Origin of the sequence: uncultured Caulobacter sp. (assembly GCF_947036865.1) — a bacterium.
GTDB lineage: Bacteria > Pseudomonadota > Alphaproteobacteria > Caulobacterales > Caulobacteraceae > Caulobacter.
Window position 1 is genome coordinate 1 of the sequence record NZ_CAMQSF010000051.1, and the last position, 21,922, is coordinate 21,922.

Consider the following 21,922-nt stretch of genomic DNA (forward strand, 5'->3'; position numbering starts at 1 on the left):
CGACCTCGCGCGGGATCAGGGCGTCCGCCCGGACGAGGGCGAAGCCCGCGCCGGCGAGGCGCCAGAAGGCCGACAGGCTGGCCACGATCCTACAGCGCCCAGCCCTGGTGCAGAGCCGCGACGCCGCCGGTGAAGTTGGTGTAGGTCACCCGCTTGAAGCCGGCCGCCTCGATCATGCCGGCGAAGGTCCGCTGGTCCGGAAAGCGGCGGATGCTCTCGACCAGGTACTGATAGGCCTCGCGGTCCTTGGCGACCCATTCGCCGACCTGGGGGATGACCTTGAAGCTGTAGGCGTCATAGGCCTTCGCCAGCGCCTCGGTCACCGGCCGCGAGAATTCCAGGCACAGGAAGCGACCGCCGGGTTTGAGGACTCGCCGCGCCTCGCGCAGGGCCGCGTCGATGTCGGTGACGTTGCGGATGCCGAAGCTGATCACATAGGCGTTGGCATAGGCGTCGGGCAGCGGCAGGCGCTGGGCGTCGCCGACGGTCCAGGTGATCTCCGGCTCGCCGCCCCGCTCGAGGCCGGCCATGATCATCTCGGCGTTGTAGTCGACGATGTTGATCGTGGCGTCCGGGCCGCCCCGGCGCTCTTGGGCCGAGCGGGCCATCTTGGCGAAGCGGCGGGCCATGTCGCCGGTGCCGCCGGCGCAGTCGATGATCACCTCGCCAGGCTGCGGGTTCAGGCGCGCCGCCACGGCGTCCTTCCACAGCCGGTGCACGCCGCCGCTCATCAGGTCGTTCATGACGTCGTAGTTCTTGGCGACGCGGTCGAAGACCCCGCGCACCAGGCCGGCCTTCAGCGCGGCGTCGACATCCTTGAACCCGAAGCTGGCGGAGGTGTTGCTCATGACGTCTTTCGGCCGGACTCTCTATAAGGTCGTTCGCTATTAGACCGCGCCACGCGCCGCGTCATCGCCTTAAGGAATGATCCTTGCCCGAATTGCCCGAAGTCGAGACCGTTCGGCGCGGCCTCGAACCCGTCCTGTCCGGCGCGCGGCTGGCCAGGGTGCGCGCCAACCGCCCCGACCTGCGCTTCCCGCTGCCCGACGGCTTCGTCCAGCGCCTGACCGGCGCGAGGATCCTGCGTCTCGACCGCCGGGCCAAGTATATCCTGGCCCCGCTCGATCGCGGCGACACCCTGGTGATGCATCTGGGCATGACCGGGCGATTCGAGATCGCCGCGCCCGACGGCGCGATCAGACCGGGCGACTTCGCCCGCGCGGTCACGCCCGACGACAAGCACGCCCACGTGATCTTCGAGACCGAGGCCGGCGCGACCGTCACCTATTACGACCCCCGCCGTTTCGGCTTCATGGACCTGATCGCCACCGACGGCGTCGAGCGACATCCGTGGTTCGCGACCATGGGCCCGGAGCCGCTGAGCGACGCGTTCGACGCCGGAACGCTGGCGAGGGCCTTCGAGGGCCGCAAGCAGGGACCCAAGACCCTGCTTCTGGATCAGCGCACCGTCGCGGGGCTCGGCAATATCTATGTCTGCGAGGCGCTGCACCGCGCCCACATCTCGCCGTTCAAGCCGGCCGGCGGTATCGCCAAACGCCGCCTCGCGCCCCTGACGACGGCCATCAAGGCCGTGCTGACCGAGGCCGTCGAGGTCGGCGGCTCCACCCTGAAGGATTTCGCCGCCGCCGACGGGGCGCTGGGCTATTTCCAGCACCGTTTCCGGGTCTACGACCGCGAGGGCGAACCCTGCCCGACCCCGGGCTGCGGCGGCGTCATCGCCCGCCAGGTCCAGGCCGGCCGCTCGACCTTCTTCTGCCCGGTCTGCCAGATCTAGACGAGCCCGACCCGCAGGCCGGTCGCTGTGTAGACCGGTTCGCCGTCCGCGAAGACTTGGCCGTCGGCGATGCCCAGGACCAGCTTGCCGCGTCGGGCCTGGCGGATGCCGACCTCGTAGCGGACCAGCCTGGTCGCCGGCGTGATGTCGCCGCGAAACTTCACTTCCCCTACGCCCAGCGCGCGACCCTTGCCCGGCGACCCGGACCAGCCGAGCCAGAAGCCCACCACCTGCCAAAGCGCGTCGAGGCCCAGGCAGCCCGGCATGACGGGATCGCCGGGGAAGTGGCAGGCGAAGAACCAGAGGTCGGGCGTGATATCCAGCTCGCCGACGACGTGGCCCTTGCCGTACGCCCCGCCGTCCAGGCTGATCGCCGTGATCCGGTCCATCATCAGCATCGGCGGCGCGGGCAGCTGGGCGTTGCCGGGACCGAAATAGCCGCCAAGGCCGGACTTCAGCAGGTCCGCCTTGGAATAGGCCGGTTGTGGGACATGGACGTCGTGGGGGGCGATCATGTCGACTCCGAAGGCGCCGGCAGGCGCAGGGCCCCGGCGATGAAGGTCCAGATCTTGTCGGTCAGCGCTCCCTGCTCGGGCCGAGGGGTCTTGGCGAGCGCCTCCATCAAGGCCTGCCGGACGCCGCCGATCATCAGGGCGATCGTCACGCGCCGGTCCAGATCGGGCGCGATCACCCCCTGACGCTGACCGGTCCGCAGATTATGGGCCCCGGCGGCGAGCTGGCGCTGGGTGAAGGCCCGCTCGACGTCCTGCACCTCCGCGGCTCGGCTGAGCGGGCCGACGATCACCGGCGCGAACGGATGGGAATAGTAGAAGGCGATATAGGCCGAGAGCCTCTCCTTCTCGCGGCCCGCCCAGTCGGGAGAGACCAGATTGGCCGGATTGAACGCCACGTCCTCCAGCTGGTCGTAGAACGCCTCGACGACGGCGGCGATCAGGCCGGCCTTGGACCCGAAGTGATGATAGGCCAGGCCGACCGACACCTTCGCGCGCCGGGCGACGGCCTGCATTTCGAGCAGCCCGTGGCCGTGGATCAGTTCATCCCCGGCGGCTCGGATCAGCCGACTTGCGGCGGGGGACGTATCGAGGGTCACGGCGGATCTCAGTGCCTGAATTGAATTCAATTTAGCCCGCTTGTCATCAGGCGGCAAGCACGACGGGCCAGCCTCCCGAAAACGAAAAACGCCCCGCCGATGGCGCGGCGGGGCGTTTGACGTTCTGGAGCGACGGGCCGAGGCCCGGGTGGATCAGAGCAGTTGAGACAGCCCGAAATAGAGGCCGCCGGCGAGGAGGATCGAGGCGGGCAGGGTCAGGACCCAGGCCATCAGCAGGTTGCGCAGGGTCGCCGTCTGCAGGCCCGAGCCATTGGCGACCATGGCGCCGGCGACGCCGGAGCTCAGCACGTGGGTGGTCGAGACCGGCACCCCGACGGCGTCGGCGCCGAAGATGGTGGCCATGGTCACCAGTTCGGCCGTGGCGCCCTGGGCGTAGGTCATGTGCGACTTGCCGATCTTCTCGCCCACCGTGATCACGATCCGCTTCCAGCCGATCATGGTGCCCAGGCCCAGGGCCAGGGCGACGGCGATCTTCACCCAGGTCGGGATGAACCGGGTGCCCTTGTCGAGATCGCCGCGATAGGCGTCGAGCGTCTTCTTGTCGGCGGCCGAGAAGGCCAGGCTCTTTTCCTTGGTCAGTCGCTTGGCCCCTTCCGAGGCCAGATACATGTCGTTGCGGACGTTCTTGACCGAGGCGGCGGGGATCTTGGCCAGCGAGCCGTATTCCTGAACCTGGCTGTCGATATCGGCGACCAGCACGGCCATCGCCGGGGTCACGTCGTCGGCCAGCGTCTTCTCGGCGATGTAGCGGGTCACGGCCTGGCGGGCCGCGCTTTCGGTCGGATCGGCCTGGCCCGGCGCGGCGCGCACCGCCAGCACCTGGGCCGCGGCGGTCGAGCTGGCGTGGAACTGCGAGACATAGGCCTCCGGCACCGCGCGGTTCAGGGCATAGGCGGTGGGCAGGGTGCCGATCAGGATCAGCATGATCAGGCCCATGCCCTTCTGGCCGTCGTTTGAGCCGTGGGCGAACGACACGCCGGTGCAGGTGAAGATCAGCAGGCCGCGGATCCACAGCGGCGGCTTCACGCCGGCCTTGGGCTCTTCATAGAGCGCCTTGTTGCGGACCAGCACCTTGAGGGCCAGCAGCAGCAGGAGGGCCGCGCCGAAGCCGATCAGCGGCGAGAACAGCAGGGCCTTGCCGGTGTCGGTGGCCTTGGTCCAGTCGACGCCCGCCGTGCCGCTGCGGCCGTGCATCAGGGCGTTGGCCACGCCCACGCCGATGATCGAGCCGATCAGGGTGTGCGAGCTCGACGACGGAATGCCGAAATACCAGGTGGCCAGGTTCCACAGGATCGCGGCCAGCAGCAGGGCGAAGACCATGGCGTAGCCGGCGCTGGAGCCGACCTGCAGGATCAACTCGACCGGCAGCAGCGAGACGATGCCGAACGCGACCACGCCGGTCGACAGCAGCACGCCCAGGAAGTTGAAGAAGCCCGACCAGACGACGGCGACATTGGCCGGCATGGAATTGGTGTAGATGACCGTGGCGACGGCGTTGGCCGTGTCGTGGAAGCCGTTGACGAATTCGAAGCCCAAGGCGATCAGCAGGGCCAGGAACAGCAGGGCGAACGGCAGGAAGGCGGTCATGCCGGCTCCGGCGGCCGCCGCGTCGGAATAGACGCTCCAGGCGACATAGCCGAGGGCGGCCAGGATGGTCGCGCCCATGCCCAAACTGCCGGCCACGCCCAGGCCCCTGTCCAGATCGGGACGCGCGACCGCCCCCGGCTGAATGGCGATCTCGCTCATGAAACCCGTTCCAAACCCAAGATGGCGCCACGCTAGAGCGCGGGCGCGACGGTTCTGTGACCGCGAGCGATCCGCGTCAAGGGCTCGCCAAGATCGCCGACGCCTCTCTATAACCGCGATGCTCATGCAGGAGACCGTGATGGCCGAGTACCGCACCCTGATCGTCGAGGCCCCGCAGGCCGCGCCCGGCGTCGCCCTGATCCGCCTGAACCGGCCCGAGGCGCTGAACGCGCTCAATACGGCGCTGTTGGCGGATCTGGCGCAAGCCCTGGCGGCGGCCGAGGCCGATGACGCGGTGGGCTGTATCGTGCTGACCGGCTCGGCCAAGGCCTTCGCGGCCGGCGCCGACATCAAGGAGATGTCCGACAAGACCTACGCCCAGATGTTCAAGGCCGACTTCTTCACCGCCGGCGCCCGGGCGGTCGAGCAGTGCCGGAAGCCGATCATCGCCGCGGTCGCGGGCTATGCGCTGGGCGGCGGCTGCGAGCTGGCGATGATGTGCGACTTTATAGTGGCGGCCGACACCGCCAAGTTCGGCCAGCCCGAGATCAATCTCGGCGTCGCGCCCGGCATCGGCGGCACCCAGCGCCTGACGCGCTTCGTCGGCAAGTCCAAGGCCATGGACATGATCCTGACCGGCCGGATGATGGGCGCCGAGGAGGCCGAGCGGTCGGGCCTGGTGTCGCGGGTGTTCCCGGCCGACACGCTGATCGACGAGGTTCTGGCCATCGCCGCCAAGATCGCCGCCCAGTCGCCGCTGGCCGTGGCCATGAACAAGGAGCTGGTCGAGGCCGCCTACGAGACCACCCTGACCACCGGCGTGGCCCTGGAGCGGCGCCTGTTCCACTCGCTGTTCGCCTTCGAGGATCAGAAGGAGGGGATGGCGGCCTTCGTCGAGAAGCGCAAACCCGCCTTCAAGGGCGCGTGAGCGCCGGCGAACGTCGGTGTCGTCCGGTCGACCGGATTCTGGCCCGTGGGCCGTTGACCCCGGCCGGCGCTTCCCGTATATCCGCGCGCTCGATTTCAACTGCTTCGCGGCCGCCCGCGGGCTGTCCGTTTGAAGGTCCTACCTATGGCCAATAATCCCGGCGCCAAGAAAGCGATCCGCAAGATCGCTCGCCGCACCGAAGTCAACACCGCTCGTCGCTCGCGCGTGCGCACCTTCCTGCGCAAGTTCGAGGACGCCATCGCCAAGGGTGACGTCGCCGTCGCCAAGGCCGCGTTCGTCGAAGCGCAATCGGAACTGATGCGCGCCGTTTCGAAGGGCGTGGTTCATCCGAACACGGGCTCGCGCAAGGTGTCGCGCCTGGCCGCCCGCCTGAAGAAGCTGGACAAGGCCGCCGCCTAGTCCAGATTTTGGACGAACGCCGTTCATCCAACCTTTTCAAGTATTTACAAAAGCCGATCGGGTCCGCCCGGTCGGCTTTTGCTTTGATTCCAACGTCCTATTTCTCACGTTGCAATCTGTGATCTGAGGGGTTGGCTTTGCTATTCCCTTGCGGGGCGAGGGCCTCTCGCGAGTCAACAGAAATATCCGCGATCGGACGCAAGTTTTCCGTTTGACCGGCCCCCGTCCCTGGCTAGTTTAAGCGTCTCAGCGCTTCTCCAGTCTTGGACAAAACGAGACGGCGGCGGACCCTTGGTGTTCGCCGAGTGAGGACCTGTGTGCGCTGAGAGAACCGGTCGTACGCCATGGGGGGCGGGCGGCTGAATGGTGACGGCGGTTGTTTTATGCGAGGCGGTGGACGAATGACGATGAAGGGCGGGGTGGCCAGCCAGGACTTCTCGGCGGCGATCGCGACGGCTTGCGAGCCGGCGGCGGTCGTGTGGTCCAAGGTGTGCGTGGCGTTGAAACGCGAGCTGGGCGACGCGGCCTTCGGGTCCTGGATCGCGCCCGCCATGCTGCGCGAGGCCGCGACCGGCGACGTCGTTCTGGTCACCTCGACCGGGATCGCCCGGGACTGGATCCGTCGCAGCGCCTGGCGCCGCATCGGCGAGCTGTGGGCCGCGAACGACCCGACCGCCCGGCGGCTCGAGCTGAAGTCGCGCCTCGAATATGAAGCCGCCCAGGCCGGGTCCGGCGTCGCCTATGTCGAGGCGGCGCCCAAGTCCGCCGTCGCCGCCGAGCCCATCGAGATCGCCCTGCCCGTGTCTAGCGACGCGCCGGCCATCGTCGCCCCGGCCGCCAAGTCGCCCCGCACCCAAGGCCTGCAGGAGCGTTTCACCTTCGAGAACTTCGTGCCGGGTCCGGCCAACGAGTTCGCCCACGCCGTCGCGCGCCGTATCGCCAACTGGGCCGACGGCCACTTCAATCCCGTGCTGTTCCACGGTCCCTACGGCTTCGGCAAGACGCACCTGCTGAACGCCCTGGCCTGGGAAGCCATGCGGAACGCGCCGGAAAAGCGCGTGGTCTATCTGACCGCCGAGCGGTTCCTGTCGACCTTCGTGCGCGCCGTGATGGATCGCCAGACGGCGGCCTTCAAGGAAGAGCTGCGCGCGGCCGATCTCCTGATCATCGACGACGTCCACTTCATCGCCGGCAAGCAGTCGACCCAGGAAGAGCTGTTCCACACCCTGACCGCCCTGGTCGGCGAAGGCGGCCGGGTCGTGTTCTCGGCCGATCGTCCGCCGGCGGCCATGACCGAGATGGACGCCCATCTGCGGTCGCACCTGTCGGCGGGGCTCGTCTGCGGCCTGGAGCCCGCCGACCGTAACCTGCGCCTCGGCATCCTGGAGCGGAAGATACAGACCCTGTCGGCGGCTCAGGGCTTCGACCCCACCGTCCGGCCCGAGGTGCTGCAGTTCCTGGCGGATCGCTTCACCGACAGCGTCCGCGAGCTGGAAGGCGCGCTCAACACCCTGTCGGCCCGGGCCGGGGAAGGTCTGTCGCGCATGACCCTCGACGAGGTCCAGGCGATCCTGCGTCCGCACCTGCGGTCGGGCGAGAAGCGCATCACCATCGACGACATCCAGAAGGCCACCGCCGACCACTACGGCATGAAGCAGGCTGACCTGCTCAGCGAGCGCCGCAACCGCGCCGTGGCCCGTCCGCGCCAGGCCGCCATGTGGCTGGCCAAGCAGCTGACCACGCGCTCCCTGCCGGACATCGGCCGCCGCTTCGGGGGCCGCGACCACACCACCGTGCTGCACGCCGTGCGCCGCATCGAGGCGCTGCGCGTCGAGGACAACGCGCTGAACCAGGACCTGGAGACGATCACGCGCAAGCTGCGGGGGTGAACCGCGCGCCGCGCCGACACCGGTTTCCGGTCGAGAGAGACGAGGAGGCCGCTTCCCTGAAGGGGGCGGCCTTTTTCGTTGGGGGCTTCGATGGATCACCGAGCTCCCGACTGCCCCATCAAGGCGGAGGGCTCTTGTTCCCGATCTTCACCGCGCCCGTCGCAGCGTCAGATTGATCCGTCCGCCGCCCGGCACGAGGGTCGAGGAGCCCGCCACGATCCGATCCACCCCGTGAAAGGCCAGCCTGGCCGGACCCGACAGCCGGCACACGTCGCCGGAGTTCAGCTTCAAGCTCCGTGTCGGGTCCTTGGGGCTTGTCCCGCCGATCCGGAACACCGCCGTGTCGCCCAGCGAGATCGACAGCACCGGAAAGCGCGGATCGGCCTCGTCGCGGTCCTGGTGCAGACCCATCCGGGCCCCTTCGCGATATAAATTGACCAGGCAGGAGTCCGGCGGCGTCTCCGGATCGCCCAACAGCGTCCAAAGATCGAGCAGCGCCCGGGGCATGTCCGGCCAGGGCTCGTCCGTGCCGGGATGGCGTTCGGCGTAACGGTATCCGCGCGGGTCGCTGGTCCAGCCCAGCGGACCGAAGGCGGTCATCGCCACGCTCATCGGCTTGCCATAAGCCGTGGCGTAGTGGGCGAACGGCGCGACCTCGGCGGCGGCCATGACGGCCTCGACCAGCGCGCGCTGGGCCGGAAGGTCCAGGAGGCCCGGCCAGAGATCGAAACCGGACATGATGGTGAGCGGCTGAAACATTAACGAAATTTAACACGCACGGGAGGGGCGGAAGGTGTTGGTTTGCGCCGCCGGCTGAGGGGGCCGGACGATTTTCCCAATCTAGGACCCAGCATGCGTCGTCTCATGTCCTCCGCGGCCGTCGCCGCGATCTTGTTCGCCGCCGGGAGCGTCTCCGCCGCGCCCGCCGCCAAAGCCCCGGCCGGGACCAAGCCCCGACCCGCGGCGACCGCGTCGATGGGAACCAAGGGCGCGACCTTCGCGACCGTGACCACCCAGCTGCCGCGCAACGTCCGGCCGTCGCACTATGATCTGGCCTTCACGCCCGACGCCGACAAGATGACCTTCGACGCCAAGGTCAAGATCGCCATCGAGGTGGTCGAGCCGACCGCGACGATCACCCTGCAGGCCGCCGACCTGACCTTCGCCAAGGCCGAGATCGCCGGGATCGGCGCGGGCAAGGTCAAGGTGGACGACGACGCCCAGACCGCCAGCTTCACGTTCGGCAAGACCCTGCCGAAGGGCAAGTACGTCCTGGCCCTCGACTATTCGGGCAAGATCTACAAGCAGGCCGCCGGCCTGTTCGCCCTCGACTACGAGACCGAGGCCGGCAAGAAGCGCGCGATCTACACCCAGTTCGAGAACTCCGACGCCCGCCGCTTCATCCCGTCGTGGGACGAGCCGTTCTACAAGGCCACCTTCAGCGTCCAGGCCATGGTGCCGACCGGCCAGATGGCGCTGTCCAACATGCCGATCGCCTCGTCCAAGGACGTGGGCGGCGGCAAGACGGTGGTGACCTTCGCCACCTCGCCGAAGATGTCGACCTATCTGCTGTTCTTCGGCCTGGGCGAGTTCGACCGCGCCTCGGTCAAGGCCGCCGGCGTCGATGTCGGCGTGGTCACCAAGAAGGGCGATACGCCCAAGGCCGAGTTCGCCCTGCGGTCGGCGGCGAAGATCCTGCCCTGGTACAACGACTATTTCGGCACGCCCTATCCGCTGCCGGTTCTGGACAACATCGCCGCGCCGGGTCGCAGCCAGTTCTTCAGCGCCATGGAGAACTGGGGCGCGATCTTCTACTTCGAATACGCGATGAATCTCGATCCGAAGATCTCGACCGAGAGCGACAAGCAGAACGTCTTCGTCACCGTCGCCCACGAGATGGCGCACCAATGGTTCGGCGATCTGGTCACCATGGCCTGGTGGGACGATCTGTGGCTGAACGAGGGTTTCGCCTCGTGGATGGAAAGCCGGGCGACCGAGCACTTCCACCCCGAATGGAACGCCAGCCTGACCGCCGTGGGCTCGCGTGAATACGCGATGAGCCTGGACGCCCTGTCCACCACCCACCCGGTGGTGCAGCACGTGACCACCGTCGAACAGGCCAGCCAGGCCTTCGACGCCATCACCTATCAGAAGGGCGAGTCGGTGATCCGCATGCTGGAAAGCTATGTGGGCCACGACGCCTGGCGCGACGGCGTGCGCGCCTACATGAAGAAGCACGCTCACGGCAACACGGTCACCGACGACCTGTGGCGCGAGGTCGAGGCGGCGGCCAAGAAGCCGATCACCGACATCGCCCACGACTTCACCCTCCAGCCGGGCGTGCCGCTGATCACCGTCTCGGGCCAGAACTGCGCGGCGGGCAAGACGACCCTGACCCTCACCCAGGGCGAGTTCAGCAAGGACATGCCCGGCAAGAAGCCCCTGGCCTGGCGCGTTCCAGTCACGGTCAAGGCGGTCGACGGCGGCGAGGCCAAGACCCTGGTCACCGGCGGCAAGGGCTCGGTCACGGTCGCCGGCTGCGGTCCGGTCGTGGTCAACGCCGGCCAGGCCGGCTATTTCCGCACCCAGTACGGCCCGACCCAGTTCGCGGGCATCGTGTCCAGCTTCGGTAAGCTGCCGGCGATCGACCAGCTGGGCGTGATGAGCGACGCCTGGTCGATGGGCCTGGCCGGCTATCAGCCCGCCACCGACTTCCTCGACCTCGCCAAGGCCACGCCCGCCGACGCCGAGCCGCAGGTGTTGTCGAAGGTGGCCGGGACCTTCTTGGGCATCGACAGCTACTACGAAGGCATGCCCGCCGAGCGCGCGGCGTTCCGCAAGCTGGCCATCGCCCGCCTGCGGCCGCTGCTGGCCAAGGTCGGCTGGTCGGCCAAGCCGGGCGAGGCCGACAATATCGCGATCCTGCGGACCGACTTGATCGGAACCCTGGGCGGCCTGGGCGACGCGGACGTCGTGGCCGAGGCGCTTCGTCGCTTCAACGCCGACAAGACCGACCCGACGGCCATCCCCGTCCCGCTGCGCAAGACCATCTTGGGCGTCGTCGCCCGCCACGCCGACGCCGCCACCTGGGACGCCATCCACGCCCAGGCCCAGGCCGAGAAGACGCCCCTGATCCGCAACCAGCTCTATTCGCTGCTGGCGGCGGCCGAGGACGAGACCCTGGCCAAGAAGGCCCTGGAACTGGCCCTGACGCCGGAACCGGGCGAGACGATGTCCAGCAGCATGATCTCGCGGGTCTCCGGCAGCTTCCCGGACATGACCTTCGACTGGGCCGTGGCCCACAAGGACGCGGTCAACGCCAAGGTCGACACCAGCTCGCGCACCCGGTTCATCCCGGGCCTGGGCTCCAGCTCGTCGGACCCGGCCATGGCCGACAAGATCAAGGCCTGGGCCGCCGCCAACCTGGCCGAAGGCTCGCGCAAGGAGGCCGACAAGGCCGCGGCCTCGGTGCTGAACCGCGCCAAGATCCGCCAGACCCGCCTGCCGGCGATCACCGCCTGGGTGGCCAAGAACGGCTAAAGCGGCAACAGCCCGCTCTTTCCAGGGCCGCGCCTTTCGGGGCGCGGCCTTTTTTCCGGCGGCTGGCCCTAGAATCCCCCCTGGAGCGAGGGGTTATGGGCTTGCGCGCCGACAGCTATCCCCCATATCCGCCTTCGAAGCGGGGTTGACGGGCTCGTCAACTTCGCACAACGCATTCTGCCCGTTCGGCTTTCGCCGGCCGGGACAGGATGTGGAACGTCAACCCCGAGAGTGCGAACCACGGGGACGGTACGAGAAAAACCGGGGCGCTTCCGAGAAGGCCCTTGTCACCGCCGTCCGCCTAAAGGAGCGACAGGTACGAAGATGAGCAAGATTATCGGCATCGACCTTGGCACCACGAACTCGTGCGTCGCCATCATGGACGGCAAGAATCCCAAGGTGATCGAGAACGCCGAGGGCGCTCGCACCACGCCGTCGGTCGTGGCCTTCCTGGAAGACGGCGAGCGCCTCGTGGGCCAGCCCGCCAAGCGCCAGGCCGTGACCAACCCGACCAACACGCTGTTCGCGATCAAGCGCCTGATCGGCCGCAACGCCAACGATCCCGTGGTCGAGAAGGACAAGGGCATGGTGCCCTACGAGATCGTCAAGGGCCCGACCGGCGACGCCTGGGTCAAGGCCCACGGCAAGGACTACAGCCCGCAGGAGGTTTCGGCCTTCATCCTGCAGAAGATGAAGGAAGCCGCCGAAGCCCACCTGGGCGAGCCGGTGACCAAGGCGGTCATCACGGTTCCGGCCTATTTCAACGACGCCCAGCGTCAGGCGACCAAGGACGCCGGCAAGATCGCCGGCCTCGAAGTCCTGCGGATCATCAACGAGCCGACCGCCGCGGCCCTGGCCTACGGACTGGACAAGGACAACAACAAGAAGATCGCCGTCTATGACCTGGGCGGCGGCACCTTCGACGTGTCGATCCTGGAGATCGGCGACGGCGTCTTCGAGGTGAAGTCGACCAACGGCGACACCTTCCTGGGCGGCGAGGACTTCGACCTGCGCGTCGTCGACTACCTGGCCGACGAGTTCAAGAAGGAGCAGGGCGTCGACCTGCGCAAGGACAAGCTGGCCCTGCAGCGCCTGAAGGAAGAAGCCGAAAAGGCCAAGAAGGAACTGTCCTCGGTCGCCCAGTACGAAGTGAACCTGCCGTTCATCAGCATGAACGCCTCGGGTCCGCTGCACCTGAACATCAAGCTGTCGCGCGCCAAGCTGGAAGCCCTGGTGGACGACCTGATCGCCAAGACCATCGGTCCGTGCGAGCAGGCCCTGAAGGACGCCGGCCTGAAGAAGAGCGACATCGACGAGGTCGTTCTGGTCGGCGGCATGACCCGCATGCCCAAGGTCCAGCAAGCCGTGCAGGACTTCTTCGGCCGCGAGCCCCACAAGGGCGTGAACCCCGACGAAGTCGTGGCGCTGGGCGCGGCCGTCCAGGCCGGCGTGCTGCAAGGCGACGTCAAGGACGTGCTGCTGCTGGACGTGACCCCGCTGACCCTGGGCATCGAAACCCTGGGCGGCGTCTTCACCCCGCTGATCGAACGCAACACGACGATCCCGACCAAGCGCTCGCAGACCTTCTCGACCGCCGACGACAACCAGTCGGCCGTGACGATCCGCGTGTTCCAGGGCGAACGCCCGATGGCCGTCGACAACAAGATCCTGGGTCAGTTCGATCTCGTGGGCATCCCTCCGGCGCCGCGCGGCGTGCCGCAGATCGAGGTCACCTTCGACATCGACGCCAACGGCATCGTCCAGGTCCACGCCAAGGACAAGGCGACCAACAAGGAGCACTCGATCCGCATCCAGGCCAATGGCGGCCTCTCGGACGCCGACATCGAGCGCATGGTCAAGGAAGCCGAGGCCAACAAGGCCCAGGACGAGAAGAAGAAGCAGCTGGTCGAGGCCAAGAACCAGGGCGAGGCGATTCTGCACTCGACCGAGAAGGCCCTGGCCGAGCACGGCGACAAGGTCGGCGCGGCCGAGAAGACCGCGATCGAGACCGGCATCGCCGACCTGAAGTCGGCCCTGGAGGGCGAGGACGTCGAGGCCATCCAGGCCAAGACCCAAGCGCTGATCCAGGCCTCGATGAAGCTGGGCGAGGCCATGTACGCCGCCCAGCAAGGCTCGGGCGACGGCGCCGAGGCCAAGGCCGATGACGGCGTGGTCGACGCCGAGTTCGAGGAAGTCGACGACAACAAGCCGGCGGCTTAAGCAGCCGATGCGCGCGCCGCGGAACATTCGCCACTGGATCGTTCCGCGGCCGCGACCTTCTGTCTTGGGACCCGATAGCGCCTTGCGCCCGGTCCCGGGTCATCCCACCTCTTGTCCTATCAACGCCACTCTCGTGGGCCTTTTGGGCGCCAGACGCTGACGATGCGCGACTATTACGAAATTCTCGGCGTGACCCGGACCATCGACGACGCTGGTCTGAAGTCCGCGTTCCGCAAGCTGGCGATGGAACACCACCCCGACCGCAACGGCGGCTGCGAGAGCGCGGCCGGGCGGTTCAAGGAGATCAACGAGGCCTATTCGGTCCTCTCCGATCCGCAGAAGCGCGCGGCCTATGACCGCTTCGGCCATGCCGGCGTCAACGGCGGCCAAGGCGGTCCGGGCGGCTTCGGCGGCCAGGGCTTCGACGCCAGCGACATCTTCAACGACGTCTTCGGCGACGTGTTCGGCGAGATGTTCGGCGGCGGTCGTCGCCAGTCGAACGGTCCGCAGCGCGGCCAGGACCTGCGCTATGACCTGGAGATCAGCCTCGAGCAGGCCTATGCCGGCGCCGAGGTCGAGATCAAGGTGCCCGCCGCCATGACCTGCGAGGTCTGCGAGGGCTCGGGCGCCAAGCCCGGCACCAATCCCACCGTCTGCGGCACGTGCGGCGGCGCCGGCCGGGTCCGCGCCACGCAAGGCTTCTTCGCGGTCGAGCGCGGCTGCCCGCGCTGCGGCGGTTCGGGCCGGCTGGTGCTGGACCCCTGCCAGAACTGCGGCGGTCACGGCCAGGTGCGCCGCGAGCGCATCCTGTCGGTCCGCATCCCGGCCGGCGTCGATGACGGCGCTCGCATCCGCCTGGCGGGCGAGGGCGACGCGGGCGCGCGCGGCGGCCCGCGCGGCGACCTCTACATCTTCCTCTCGGTGACCCCGCACGAGCTCTTCGAGCGCGACGGCCTCGACCTGCTGTGCACCGTGCCGGTGCCGATGACCACGGCCGCCCTGGGCGGCGAGATCGAGGCCCCCTGCCTGCTGGGCGGCGAGGCCTGCGACGGCGAATGCAAGGTCAAGGTCGCGGTGCCCGAGGGCGCCCAGACCGGCAAGACCGTCCGCCTCAAGGGCAAGGGCATGCCGTCCCTGCGCAGCCGCCAGCGCGGCGACCTGGTGGTCGAACTCTTCGTCGAAACCCCGACCCACCTGTCGGCGCGCCAGAAGGAGCTGATGCGCGAACTGGCGGGCCTGTGCGGCGAGAAGCAGAACCCCAAGTCGGCCAACTTCGTCGGCAAGGCGAAGAGGTTCTGGGAAGAGGTCACGGGCAGCTAGGGTTTCTGAGACTTCGAAGACAGACCGTCGGTTAGTCTTCGCATCTCATCGACATGCTGGGCGTCGGCCCTCAGCGCCTCGGCCGCACGGCGATTGGCGTCAAAGGCCTCGAACCGTTCGTGGACGATACGCTTTGCGGTCTCCGCCCCAACCCTACCGGCATTTTCCAGGACATCGCGGTCGTTGAACGCCAGGAAGGCGTCGAGACGTGACGCCCAATCGGCCATGGTCATCTGCTTGCGGCGTTTGGCCTGATCCTCGGCGAAATCGAGGAACATGGTCACGATGCGATTGAGTTCGCTGACCTCGTGCGAAGTAAGGTAGTTTTTGGCCGTTTCGACATCGCCCTTGCGGACCCTGACGCCCTTCCAGTGAGTCAGCCCCATATTGGCGGCACTCACGTCCGCCCGGGCGACTATCAGCTCTCCAGCGGTCTTGCCCGTGACCGCGTAAAGCATCTTGTTCTGCACCGTGGCGAAGAAGACCTGCGCGCTCTCCGATCCTCCATCGTAATCGACGGCAGTGGCGTAAACGTCCCGCACCTTTTGATAGAACCGCTTCTCCGACGCCCGGATGTCGCGGATTTTCTCGAGCAATTCGTCAAAATAGTCGAAGGGGCCGGGATCGCGCAGGCGCACCTCGTCGAGGACGAAGCCTTTCACCAGATAGTCGCGGAGGCGGGTCGTGGCCCACTGACGGAACTGGACGCCCCTCGCCGAGCGAACGCGGTAGCCGACGGCCAGGATGGCTTCGAGGCTGTACCAGAGTGTGGAATATGCCTTGCCGTCAGCGGCAGTTGTCAAGGATTCCTTGACAACTGAGTCCGCCGCCAGCTCGCCTTCGATGAACAGGTTCTTGAGGTGAAGCGAGACGTTCTGCTTGGAGGTGGCGAATAGCTCGGCGATTTGCGCCTGAGTCAGCCACACCGTCCCGTCGCTCGCTTTTAGCTGCACGCGCGCGAGCCCATCCTCGGTGTTGTAGAGGATGATTTCCCCCTCGCTCATTCAGGCCTCTCGACTGGCCGAAAACGTACGGCACAAAACGGGAACGTTTGTTTATCGCGCTTCTGCGAAGCAGCGTCAAACGTTAAGTCATGGCGTCATGAACGCCCACGCCTCGCCCACAGCCGCCACGCTCGATCCCACCGGCGCGACGCCGGTGATGGCGCAGTTCTTCGAGATGAAGGCGCGGCAGCCCGATGCGTTGATCTTCTTCCGCATGGGCGATTTCTACGAGCTGTTCTTCGACGACGCCTACAAGGCCGCCGCCGCCCTGGGCATCAGCCAGACCTTTCGCGGGACTCACAACGGCCAGCCGATCCCGATGGCCGGCGTGCCGCAGCACGCGGCCGAGGCCTATCTGTCCAAGCTGATCCGTTTGGGCTTCAAGGTCGCGGTCTGCGAGCAGATGGAAGACCCCGCCGAGGCCAAGAAGCGCGGCTCCAAGGCGGTGGTGCGCCGCGACATCGTCCGGGTGGTGACGCCGGGCACCCTGACCGAGGACGGCCTGCTGGACGCGCGGGGCGCCAATCGCCTGGCCGCCGTCGCCCTGCGCGCCGGCCAGGCGGCCGTGGCCTCGGTCGAGCTCTCGACCGGCGAGGTCGAGGTCTTCGCCGTGGCCAAGGAGGCCGTGGCGCCGATCCTGGCGGCTCTCGCCCCCTCCGAGACCCTGATCGCCGACCGGCTGCTGTCGGACGACAGCCTGTCCCAGACGTTGCGGATCTGCGGCGGCCTCGTGCAGCCGATGCCGTCGGCGCTGTCGGAGCCGCAGGCCTCCGAGGCCCGCGTCAAGCGGCTCTATGGCGTGGAGACCCTGGACGGCTTTGGCGGTCTGTCGCCGGCCGAGATCGGGGCTCTGGGCCTGATCGCCGCCCACCTGGAGATGACCCAGGCCGGCAAGCTGCCGGCCCTGCGCGCGCCCCGGCGGGCGGCCGACGCCGACGTCATGGCCATCGACCCCGCCACCCGCGCCAGCCTCGAGATCGACCGCACCCAGGGCGGCGAGCGGAACGGTTCGCTGCTGGCGGCCATCGACCGCACGGTGAGCGCCGGCGGCGCGCGGATGCTGGCCTCGCGCCTGGCCCGGCCGCTGCTGGACGTCGCGGCCATCGACCAGCGCCTGGACGCGGTCGCGTGGTTCGTCGAGCATCGGGCGCTGCGGCAACGGGTGCGCGAAGTGCTGAAAGGCGCCGGCGACATGGCCCGCGCCCTGTCGCGCCTGGCGCTGGGGCGCGGCGGTCCGCGCGATCTGGGCTGCCTGCGCGACACGCTGAAGGTCGGCGAGCGTCTGGCCGGCATGGCCGGCGGCTCGCCCGACCCGCTGTCGCCCCCGCCGTACGAGCTGGAACATGCCTTCGCGGCCCTGACGCCGGCCTTTCACGAGGGCCTGTCGCAGTTCCTGACCGCCCTGGAGCAGGGTCTCGGCCCCGACCTGCCGGCCCTTGCCCGCGACGGCGGCTTCGTGGCGGCGGGCGTGCGGCCCGAGCTCGACCAGGCCCGCGCCCTGCGCGACGACAGCCGCAAGGTCATCGCCGCCCTGGAATCTCGGCTCGCGCTGGAAAGCGGCGTGCCGCTGAAGATCCGCCACAACGGCGTGCTCGGCTATTTCGTCGAGGCCACCGCCGGCAAGGCCGATCCGCTGTTCCAGCCGCCGCTGAACGCGACCTTCATCCATCGCCAGACGCTCGCCAACCAGGTGCGCTTCACCACGGTGGAGCTGGCCGACCTCGACGCGCGCATCGCTCAGGCCGCCGAGCGGGCGCTGGCGATGGAGGTCGCGGCCTTCGAGGACTGGCGCGAGCGGGCGCGGACGCTGGCCGACGCCATCCAGATCGCCGCCGAGGCCCTGGCCCGGCTCGACGTCGCGTCCAGCCTGGCCGAATGGGCCGAGGACGCCGGCGCGACGCGGCCGATGGTCGACACGTCCCTGGCCTTCGACGCCAAGGGCGCGCGCCACCCCGTGGTCGAGGCCGCCGTCAAGCGGGCCGGCGAGCCCTACACGCCCAACGACTGCTGTCTGGATGCGTCGGGCGAGGGCGGGCCGCGCCTGTCGATCGTCACCGGTCCGAACATGGCCGGTAAGTCGACCTTCCTGCGTCAGAACGCCTTGCTGGCCATCCTGGCCCAGGCCGGCTGCTACGTGCCGGCCGTGAGCTTCCGGCTCGGCGTCGTCGATCGGCTGTTCAGCCGTGTCGGGGCCGGCGATGACCTGGCGCGCGGCCGCTCGACCTTCATGATGGAGATGGTCGAGACCGCCGCCATCCTCACCCAAGCCGGACCGCGTTCGCTGGTGATCCTCGACGAGATCGGTCGCGGCACGGCCACCTATGACGGTCTGGCGATCGCCTGGGCCTGCGCCGAGGCCCTGCACGACGTCAACCGCTGCCGCGCCCTGTTCGCCACCCACTATCACGAGCTGGCGACCCTGGAGGAGCGGATGGCCTTCGTCTCCAACCTCTCGCTGCGCGCCAAGGAGTGGAACGGCGATCTCGTCTTCCTGCACGAGGCCGTGTCGGGTCCCGCCGACCGGTCGTACGGCGTTCAGGTCGCCAAGCTCGCCGGCGTGCCGGCTCCGGTCGTCGTCCGCGCCCGCGAGGTGCTGGACCGCCTGGAGAGCAAGGACCAGTCGCCGGCCAAGCTAGACGACCTGCCGCTGTTCGCCGCCAGCCAGCCGGCGGCTCTGGCGCCCGCCAAAGCGGCGCCCAGCGCCGTGGAGACCAGCCTCGCCGACCTCGACATTGACGGCATGAGCCCGCGCGAGGCTCTCGAGGCGCTCTATCGTCTCAAGGGTCTGCTAAAGACCTAGAGTCTTTAGTGGGGCGCGTGACGGTCGCCAAAACCGGCCCCCACTTTTGGCTGTCACGCTGTGGTAACCATATAACCAACATGCCCCGTCGCCTTCGCCCCACCCGCCTGGAACACGTCGTCGACGGACACGCCCTGCGGGCGCGCCTCTCGGCCGCCGCCCTCGACGCCATCGGCAACGAGGCCGAGCAGCGCTCGCGCGCCATCGAGATCCTCAAGCAGGCGCTGTTTCGCGGCCGGATGATCGCCAAGGAGCGGCTGGAGAACGGCGCCAGCGGCGTCGAGACCGCGCGGCTGCTCAGCGGCGTCACCGACGAGGTGATCACCGCCCTCTACGACTTCACCACGGTGCACGTGTTCCGGGCCCGCAACCCGACCGAGGGCGAGCGCCTGTGCCTCTTGGCCGTCGGCGGCTATGGCCGCGCCACCCTGGCGCCGTTCAGCGACATCGATCTCCTCTTCCTGCGGCCCTACAAGCAGACGCCGCACGCCGAGAGCGTGATCGAGTACATGCTCTATGCGCTGTGGGACCTGGGCTTCAAGGTCGGCCACGCCTCGCGCACGATCGAGGAGTGCGTCCGCCTCTCCAAGGAAGACTTCACGATCCGCACCTCGATCCTGGAGGCCCGCCGCCTGACCGGCGACGAGCGCCTGGCGGCGGATCTGAAGAAGCGCTTCCGCGACGAGGTGATGAAGAACACCGGCGCCCAGTTCGTCGCCGCCAAGCTGAAGGAGCGCGACGACCGCCAGGCCCGGGCCGGGACCAGCCGCTACATGGTCGAGCCCAACGTCAAGGAGGGCAAGGGCGGCCTGCGCGACCTGCACACCCTGATGTGGATCGCCGAATATCTGCACCCGGTCGACAAGCCCGAGGACGTCTTCAAGATGGAGGTGTTCTCGGTCCGCGAGACCAAGGCCTTCATCCGCGCCTTCGATTTCCTGCACGCCGTGCGCGCCCACCTGCACTTCACGACCGGCCGGCCCGAGGAGCGCCTGACCTTCGATCTGCAGCCCGAGATCGCCCGCCGCATGGGCTATGGCGATCGCGGCGACGCCCCGGCGGTCGAGCGGTTCATGCGCCGCTACTTCCTGATCGCCAAGGAGGTCGGCGCCCTGACCCGCGCCTTCTCGGCCAAGCTGGAAGCCGAGCATTTCAAGAACGAGCCCAAGGGCATCTCCCGCTTCCTCCCGGGCGGCCGGCCCAAGCGCAAGGCGCTGGATGTCGAGGGTTTCTACGAGGACAACGGCCGTCTCAATATCGACGGGCCGGCGATCTTCGAGGCCGATCCGGTCAATCTGATCCGCCTGTTCAAGATCGCCGACGAGCGCGACCTTGACCTGCATCCCGACGCCTTCACGGCCGTGACCCGGGCGCTGGCGTTGATCACCTCGAAGGTGCGCCGCGATCCCGACGCCTGTCGGGCGTTCCTGGATCTGCTGGCGCGCGGCAAGCGGTCCTACCGCACCCTGACCCTGATGAACGACGCCGGCGTGCTGGGCCGCTTCATCCCCGAGTTCGGCCGGGTCGTGGCCCAGATGCAGTTCAACATGTACCACTCGTACACGGTGGACGAGCACACCCTACGGGCCGTCGGGGTGATCGGCGACATCGCCGCCGGGCGCCTGGGCGAAGACCATCCGCTGGCCGTCTCGATCATGCCGCTGATCGAGGATCGCGAGGCCTTGTTCCTGGCCATGCTGCTGCACGACACCGGCAAGGGCGGGGTCGGCGGCCAGGAGAAGGCCGGCGCCCGCAGCGCCCGCAGCGCCTGCGAGCGCCTGGGTCTCGACCGCGCCAAGGTCGAGCTGGTGGCCTGGCTGGTCGAGAACCATCTCGTGATGAGCGACTTCGCCCAGAAGCGCGACGTCTCCGACCCCGGCACCGTGGCGGCCTTCGCCCGGATCGTCGAGAACCCCGAGCGCCTGCGCCTCCTGCTGGTCATCACCGTCGCCGATATCCGCGCCGTCGGGCCGGGCGTCTGGAACGGCTGGAAGGGCCAGCTGCTGCGCGAGCTCTACAACGCCACCGAGGCCGTGTTCCGCGGCGGGCGCGGCAGCGACGCCGCCGCCAATGTCCAGCGCCACCAGGAGGCCGCGGCCGAGGCGGCCCGCGCCAACCTGCTGGAGACCGACCCCGCCGCCAAGGGCTGGGTCACGGCCATGGAAAACGCCTATTTCAGCGCCTTCCCCCGCGAGGACCTGTTCGAGCACGCGGCCCTGGCCCGCCGGGCGGCGATCCAGGGCGGCGCGGCCGCCGAGGGTCGGGTGCTGCCCAACACCAACGCCGCCGAGATCGTCGTCGCGGCCAAGGACCGGCGCGGCCTGTTCGCCGATCTGGCCCTGGCCATCTCGTCGCTGGGCGGCAATGTCGTCGGCGCGCGGGTCTTCACCTCCCGCCAGGGCCAGGCGCTCGACGTCTTCTACGTTCAGGACGTCACCGGCGCGCCGTTCGGCTGCGAGAACCCGCGCGCCCTGCGCCGACTGGCCGACGCCCTGGAGGCGGCCGGCAAGGGCGAGGCCCTGGGGCTCGAGCCCCGCCGAGGCTCCGAACAGGCCCGCGCCGCGGCCTTCGCCATCGCCCCGTCCGTCACGGTCGACAACGACGCCTCCAACGACGCCACCGTGGTCGAGGCCTCGGGCCGCGATCGTCCGGGCCTGCTGCACGCCCTGGCCAAGACCCTGGCCGACGCCGGCCTGTCGATCCAGTCGGCGCATATCGACGGCTACGGCGAACGGGCGGTCGACGCCTTCTACGTCCAGACCGCCGAGGGCGAGAAGCTGACGGACCCGCGCAAGGTCAACGCGGTCAAGGCCGACCTGCTGGACGCCCTCGAACAGAACGAAGCCACCGCGCCCGCGGCGCGGGCGGGGTTGCGGCGAGCGCGGGCCAGCGTGGCGCGGTAGGGGACGGAAGGGGATTGGGGGCGGACATGCTCCCTCTCCCATGGGAGACGAATCCAAAGTCGGCCGAGGGTAGAAAGCCGACGCCCACGTCGGGTGCGATCCTTACCTCTCTTGGAGGCTGCAGCGTGCAGGGCTGTTCGGGCGATCGTCTCGCCGTGAGATGTAAGGATGGCTCCCTTCCGGCGGGCGGAAGGCGCTTTCACGCTTGCCAAGAATAACCGTCAT

Annotated in this window: 16 protein-coding genes; 9 read left to right on the plus strand and 7 right to left on the minus strand. The window is 68.5% G+C overall.

Going from position 1 to position 21,922, the window contains the following annotated elements:
• Window positions 1–85 (minus strand): hypothetical protein (locus Q0V34_RS18230; RefSeq protein WP_297514977.1); only part of this gene is annotated, 85 nt, incomplete at its 3' end.
• Window positions 86–89: 4 nt separating this feature from the next.
• A complete protein-coding gene (locus Q0V34_RS18235) occupies window positions 90–848 on the minus strand; it encodes a class I SAM-dependent methyltransferase (protein WP_297514930.1) in 759 nt (252 codons plus the stop codon).
• A gap of 83 nt (window positions 849–931) precedes the next feature.
• Here Q0V34_RS18235 and mutM point away from each other — a divergent pair, with 83 nt between their 5' ends.
• Complete coding sequence (gene mutM / locus Q0V34_RS18240) at window positions 932–1,795, plus strand: bifunctional DNA-formamidopyrimidine glycosylase/DNA-(apurinic or apyrimidinic site) lyase (protein WP_297514934.1); 864 nt, start codon at window positions 932–934, stop codon at window positions 1,793–1,795.
• On the opposite strand, the gene fabA is transcribed toward mutM, so the two are convergent.
• The 3 genes from fabA to Q0V34_RS18255 form a co-directional block, all read right to left on the minus strand.
• The gene (gene fabA, locus Q0V34_RS18245; RefSeq protein WP_297514936.1) at window positions 1,792–2,310 is read right to left on the minus strand and encodes a bifunctional 3-hydroxydecanoyl-ACP dehydratase/trans-2-decenoyl-ACP isomerase; all 519 of its coding nucleotides are present in this window, start codon (window positions 2,308–2,310) and stop codon (window positions 1,792–1,794) included. The two genes, mutM and fabA, sit on opposite strands and share 4 nt — an antisense overlap.
• Window positions 2,307–2,906: a TetR/AcrR family transcriptional regulator gene (locus tag Q0V34_RS18250; protein WP_297514938.1), complete on the minus strand. Its 600-nt coding sequence runs from the start codon at window positions 2,904–2,906 to the stop codon at window positions 2,307–2,309. The genes fabA and Q0V34_RS18250 overlap by 4 nt, the downstream gene beginning before the upstream one ends.
• Before the next feature lie 153 nt (window positions 2,907–3,059).
• Entirely contained in the window at window positions 3,060–4,673 is a 1,614-nt protein-coding gene (locus Q0V34_RS18255; protein WP_297514941.1) for an inorganic phosphate transporter, read from the minus strand.
• A 139-nt stretch (window positions 4,674–4,812) separates the two neighbouring features.
• Here Q0V34_RS18255 and Q0V34_RS18260 point away from each other — a divergent pair, with 139 nt between their 5' ends.
• The 3 genes from Q0V34_RS18260 to dnaA all read left to right on the plus strand — a co-directional run bounded on the left by Q0V34_RS18260 (window position 4,813) and on the right by dnaA (window position 7,910).
• Complete coding sequence (locus tag Q0V34_RS18260; protein ID WP_297514980.1) at window positions 4,813–5,601, plus strand: enoyl-CoA hydratase; 789 nt, start codon at window positions 4,813–4,815, stop codon at window positions 5,599–5,601.
• Window positions 5,602–5,745: 144 nt separating this feature from the next.
• Window positions 5,746–6,021 (plus strand): 30S ribosomal protein S20, encoded by a 276-nt coding sequence (rpsT, locus tag Q0V34_RS18265; protein ID WP_004617408.1) that lies wholly within the window; start codon window positions 5,746–5,748, stop codon window positions 6,019–6,021.
• 401 nt (window positions 6,022–6,422) lie between these two features.
• The gene (gene dnaA, locus Q0V34_RS18270) at window positions 6,423–7,910 is read left to right on the plus strand and encodes a chromosomal replication initiator protein DnaA (RefSeq protein WP_297514953.1); all 1,488 of its coding nucleotides are present in this window, start codon (window positions 6,423–6,425) and stop codon (window positions 7,908–7,910) included.
• A gap of 147 nt (window positions 7,911–8,057) precedes the next feature.
• Here dnaA and Q0V34_RS18275 read toward each other — a convergent pair whose 3' ends face one another.
• Window positions 8,058–8,669 carry an alpha-ketoglutarate-dependent dioxygenase AlkB gene (locus Q0V34_RS18275; RefSeq protein ID WP_297514955.1) on the minus strand — a complete coding sequence of 204 codons (612 nt, stop codon included), beginning with the start codon at window positions 8,667–8,669 and terminating at the stop codon, window positions 8,058–8,060.
• 93 nt (window positions 8,670–8,762) lie between these two features.
• On the opposite strand from Q0V34_RS18275, the gene Q0V34_RS18280 reads away from it, so the two are divergent.
• The 3 genes from Q0V34_RS18280 (at window position 8,763) to dnaJ (ending at window position 14,990) form a co-directional block, all read left to right on the plus strand.
• Window positions 8,763–11,450 (plus strand): M1 family metallopeptidase, encoded by a 2,688-nt coding sequence (locus Q0V34_RS18280; protein WP_297514958.1) that lies wholly within the window; start codon window positions 8,763–8,765, stop codon window positions 11,448–11,450.
• Between the two features lie 324 nt (window positions 11,451–11,774).
• The gene (gene dnaK / locus Q0V34_RS18285) at window positions 11,775–13,670 is read left to right on the plus strand and encodes a molecular chaperone DnaK (RefSeq protein ID WP_297514962.1); all 1,896 of its coding nucleotides are present in this window, start codon (window positions 11,775–11,777) and stop codon (window positions 13,668–13,670) included.
• Between the two features lie 162 nt (window positions 13,671–13,832).
• Window positions 13,833–14,990 carry a molecular chaperone DnaJ gene (dnaJ, locus tag Q0V34_RS18290; RefSeq protein WP_297514965.1) on the plus strand — a complete coding sequence of 386 codons (1,158 nt, stop codon included), beginning with the start codon at window positions 13,833–13,835 and terminating at the stop codon, window positions 14,988–14,990.
• On the opposite strand, the gene Q0V34_RS18295 is transcribed toward dnaJ, so the two are convergent.
• Complete coding sequence (locus Q0V34_RS18295; protein WP_297514969.1) at window positions 14,987–15,994, minus strand: virulence RhuM family protein; 1,008 nt, start codon at window positions 15,992–15,994, stop codon at window positions 14,987–14,989. The two genes, dnaJ and Q0V34_RS18295, sit on opposite strands and share 4 nt — an antisense overlap.
• Before the next feature lie 97 nt (window positions 15,995–16,091).
• Here Q0V34_RS18295 and mutS point away from each other — a divergent pair, with 97 nt between their 5' ends.
• Both mutS and Q0V34_RS18305 read left to right on the plus strand, forming a co-directional pair.
• Window positions 16,092–18,794 carry a DNA mismatch repair protein MutS gene (gene mutS, locus Q0V34_RS18300; RefSeq protein ID WP_297514971.1) on the plus strand — a complete coding sequence of 901 codons (2,703 nt, stop codon included), beginning with the start codon at window positions 16,092–16,094 and terminating at the stop codon, window positions 18,792–18,794.
• Window positions 18,795–18,874: 80 nt separating this feature from the next.
• Window positions 18,875–21,697 (plus strand): [protein-PII] uridylyltransferase, encoded by a 2,823-nt coding sequence (locus Q0V34_RS18305; RefSeq protein ID WP_297514974.1) that lies wholly within the window; start codon window positions 18,875–18,877, stop codon window positions 21,695–21,697.
• Window positions 21,698–21,922: the final 225 nt, after the last annotated feature.

What these genes read in the sequence shown, in the direction of transcription:
- Q0V34_RS18305 (WP_297514974.1), top strand. Translation starts at nt 18,875, where the DNA reads ATGCCCCGTCGCCTTCGCCCCACCCGCCTGGAACACGTCGTCGACGGA.
- Q0V34_RS18280 (WP_297514958.1), top strand. Translation starts at nt 8,763, where the DNA reads ATGCGTCGTCTCATGTCCTCCGCGGCCGTCGCCGCGATCTTGTTCGCC.
- Q0V34_RS18235 (WP_297514930.1), bottom strand. Translation starts at nt 848, where the DNA reads ATGAGCAACACCTCCGCCAGCTTCGGGTTCAAGGATGTCGACGCCGCG.
- Q0V34_RS18295 (WP_297514969.1), bottom strand. Translation starts at nt 15,994, where the DNA reads ATGAGCGAGGGGGAAATCATCCTCTACAACACCGAGGATGGGCTCGCG.
- mutS (WP_297514971.1), top strand. Translation starts at nt 16,092, where the DNA reads ATGAACGCCCACGCCTCGCCCACAGCCGCCACGCTCGATCCCACCGGC.
- Q0V34_RS18260 (WP_297514980.1), top strand. Translation starts at nt 4,813, where the DNA reads ATGGCCGAGTACCGCACCCTGATCGTCGAGGCCCCGCAGGCCGCGCCC.
- dnaK (WP_297514962.1), top strand. Translation starts at nt 11,775, where the DNA reads ATGAGCAAGATTATCGGCATCGACCTTGGCACCACGAACTCGTGCGTC.
- Q0V34_RS18255 (WP_297514941.1), bottom strand. Translation starts at nt 4,673, where the DNA reads ATGAGCGAGATCGCCATTCAGCCGGGGGCGGTCGCGCGTCCCGATCTG.
- Q0V34_RS18275 (WP_297514955.1), bottom strand. Translation starts at nt 8,669, where the DNA reads ATGTTTCAGCCGCTCACCATCATGTCCGGTTTCGATCTCTGGCCGGGC.
- fabA (WP_297514936.1), bottom strand. Translation starts at nt 2,310, where the DNA reads ATGATCGCCCCCCACGACGTCCATGTCCCACAACCGGCCTATTCCAAG.
- dnaA (WP_297514953.1), top strand. Translation starts at nt 6,423, where the DNA reads ATGACGATGAAGGGCGGGGTGGCCAGCCAGGACTTCTCGGCGGCGATC.
- rpsT (WP_004617408.1), top strand. Translation starts at nt 5,746, where the DNA reads ATGGCCAATAATCCCGGCGCCAAGAAAGCGATCCGCAAGATCGCTCGC.
- dnaJ (WP_297514965.1), top strand. Translation starts at nt 13,833, where the DNA reads ATGCGCGACTATTACGAAATTCTCGGCGTGACCCGGACCATCGACGAC.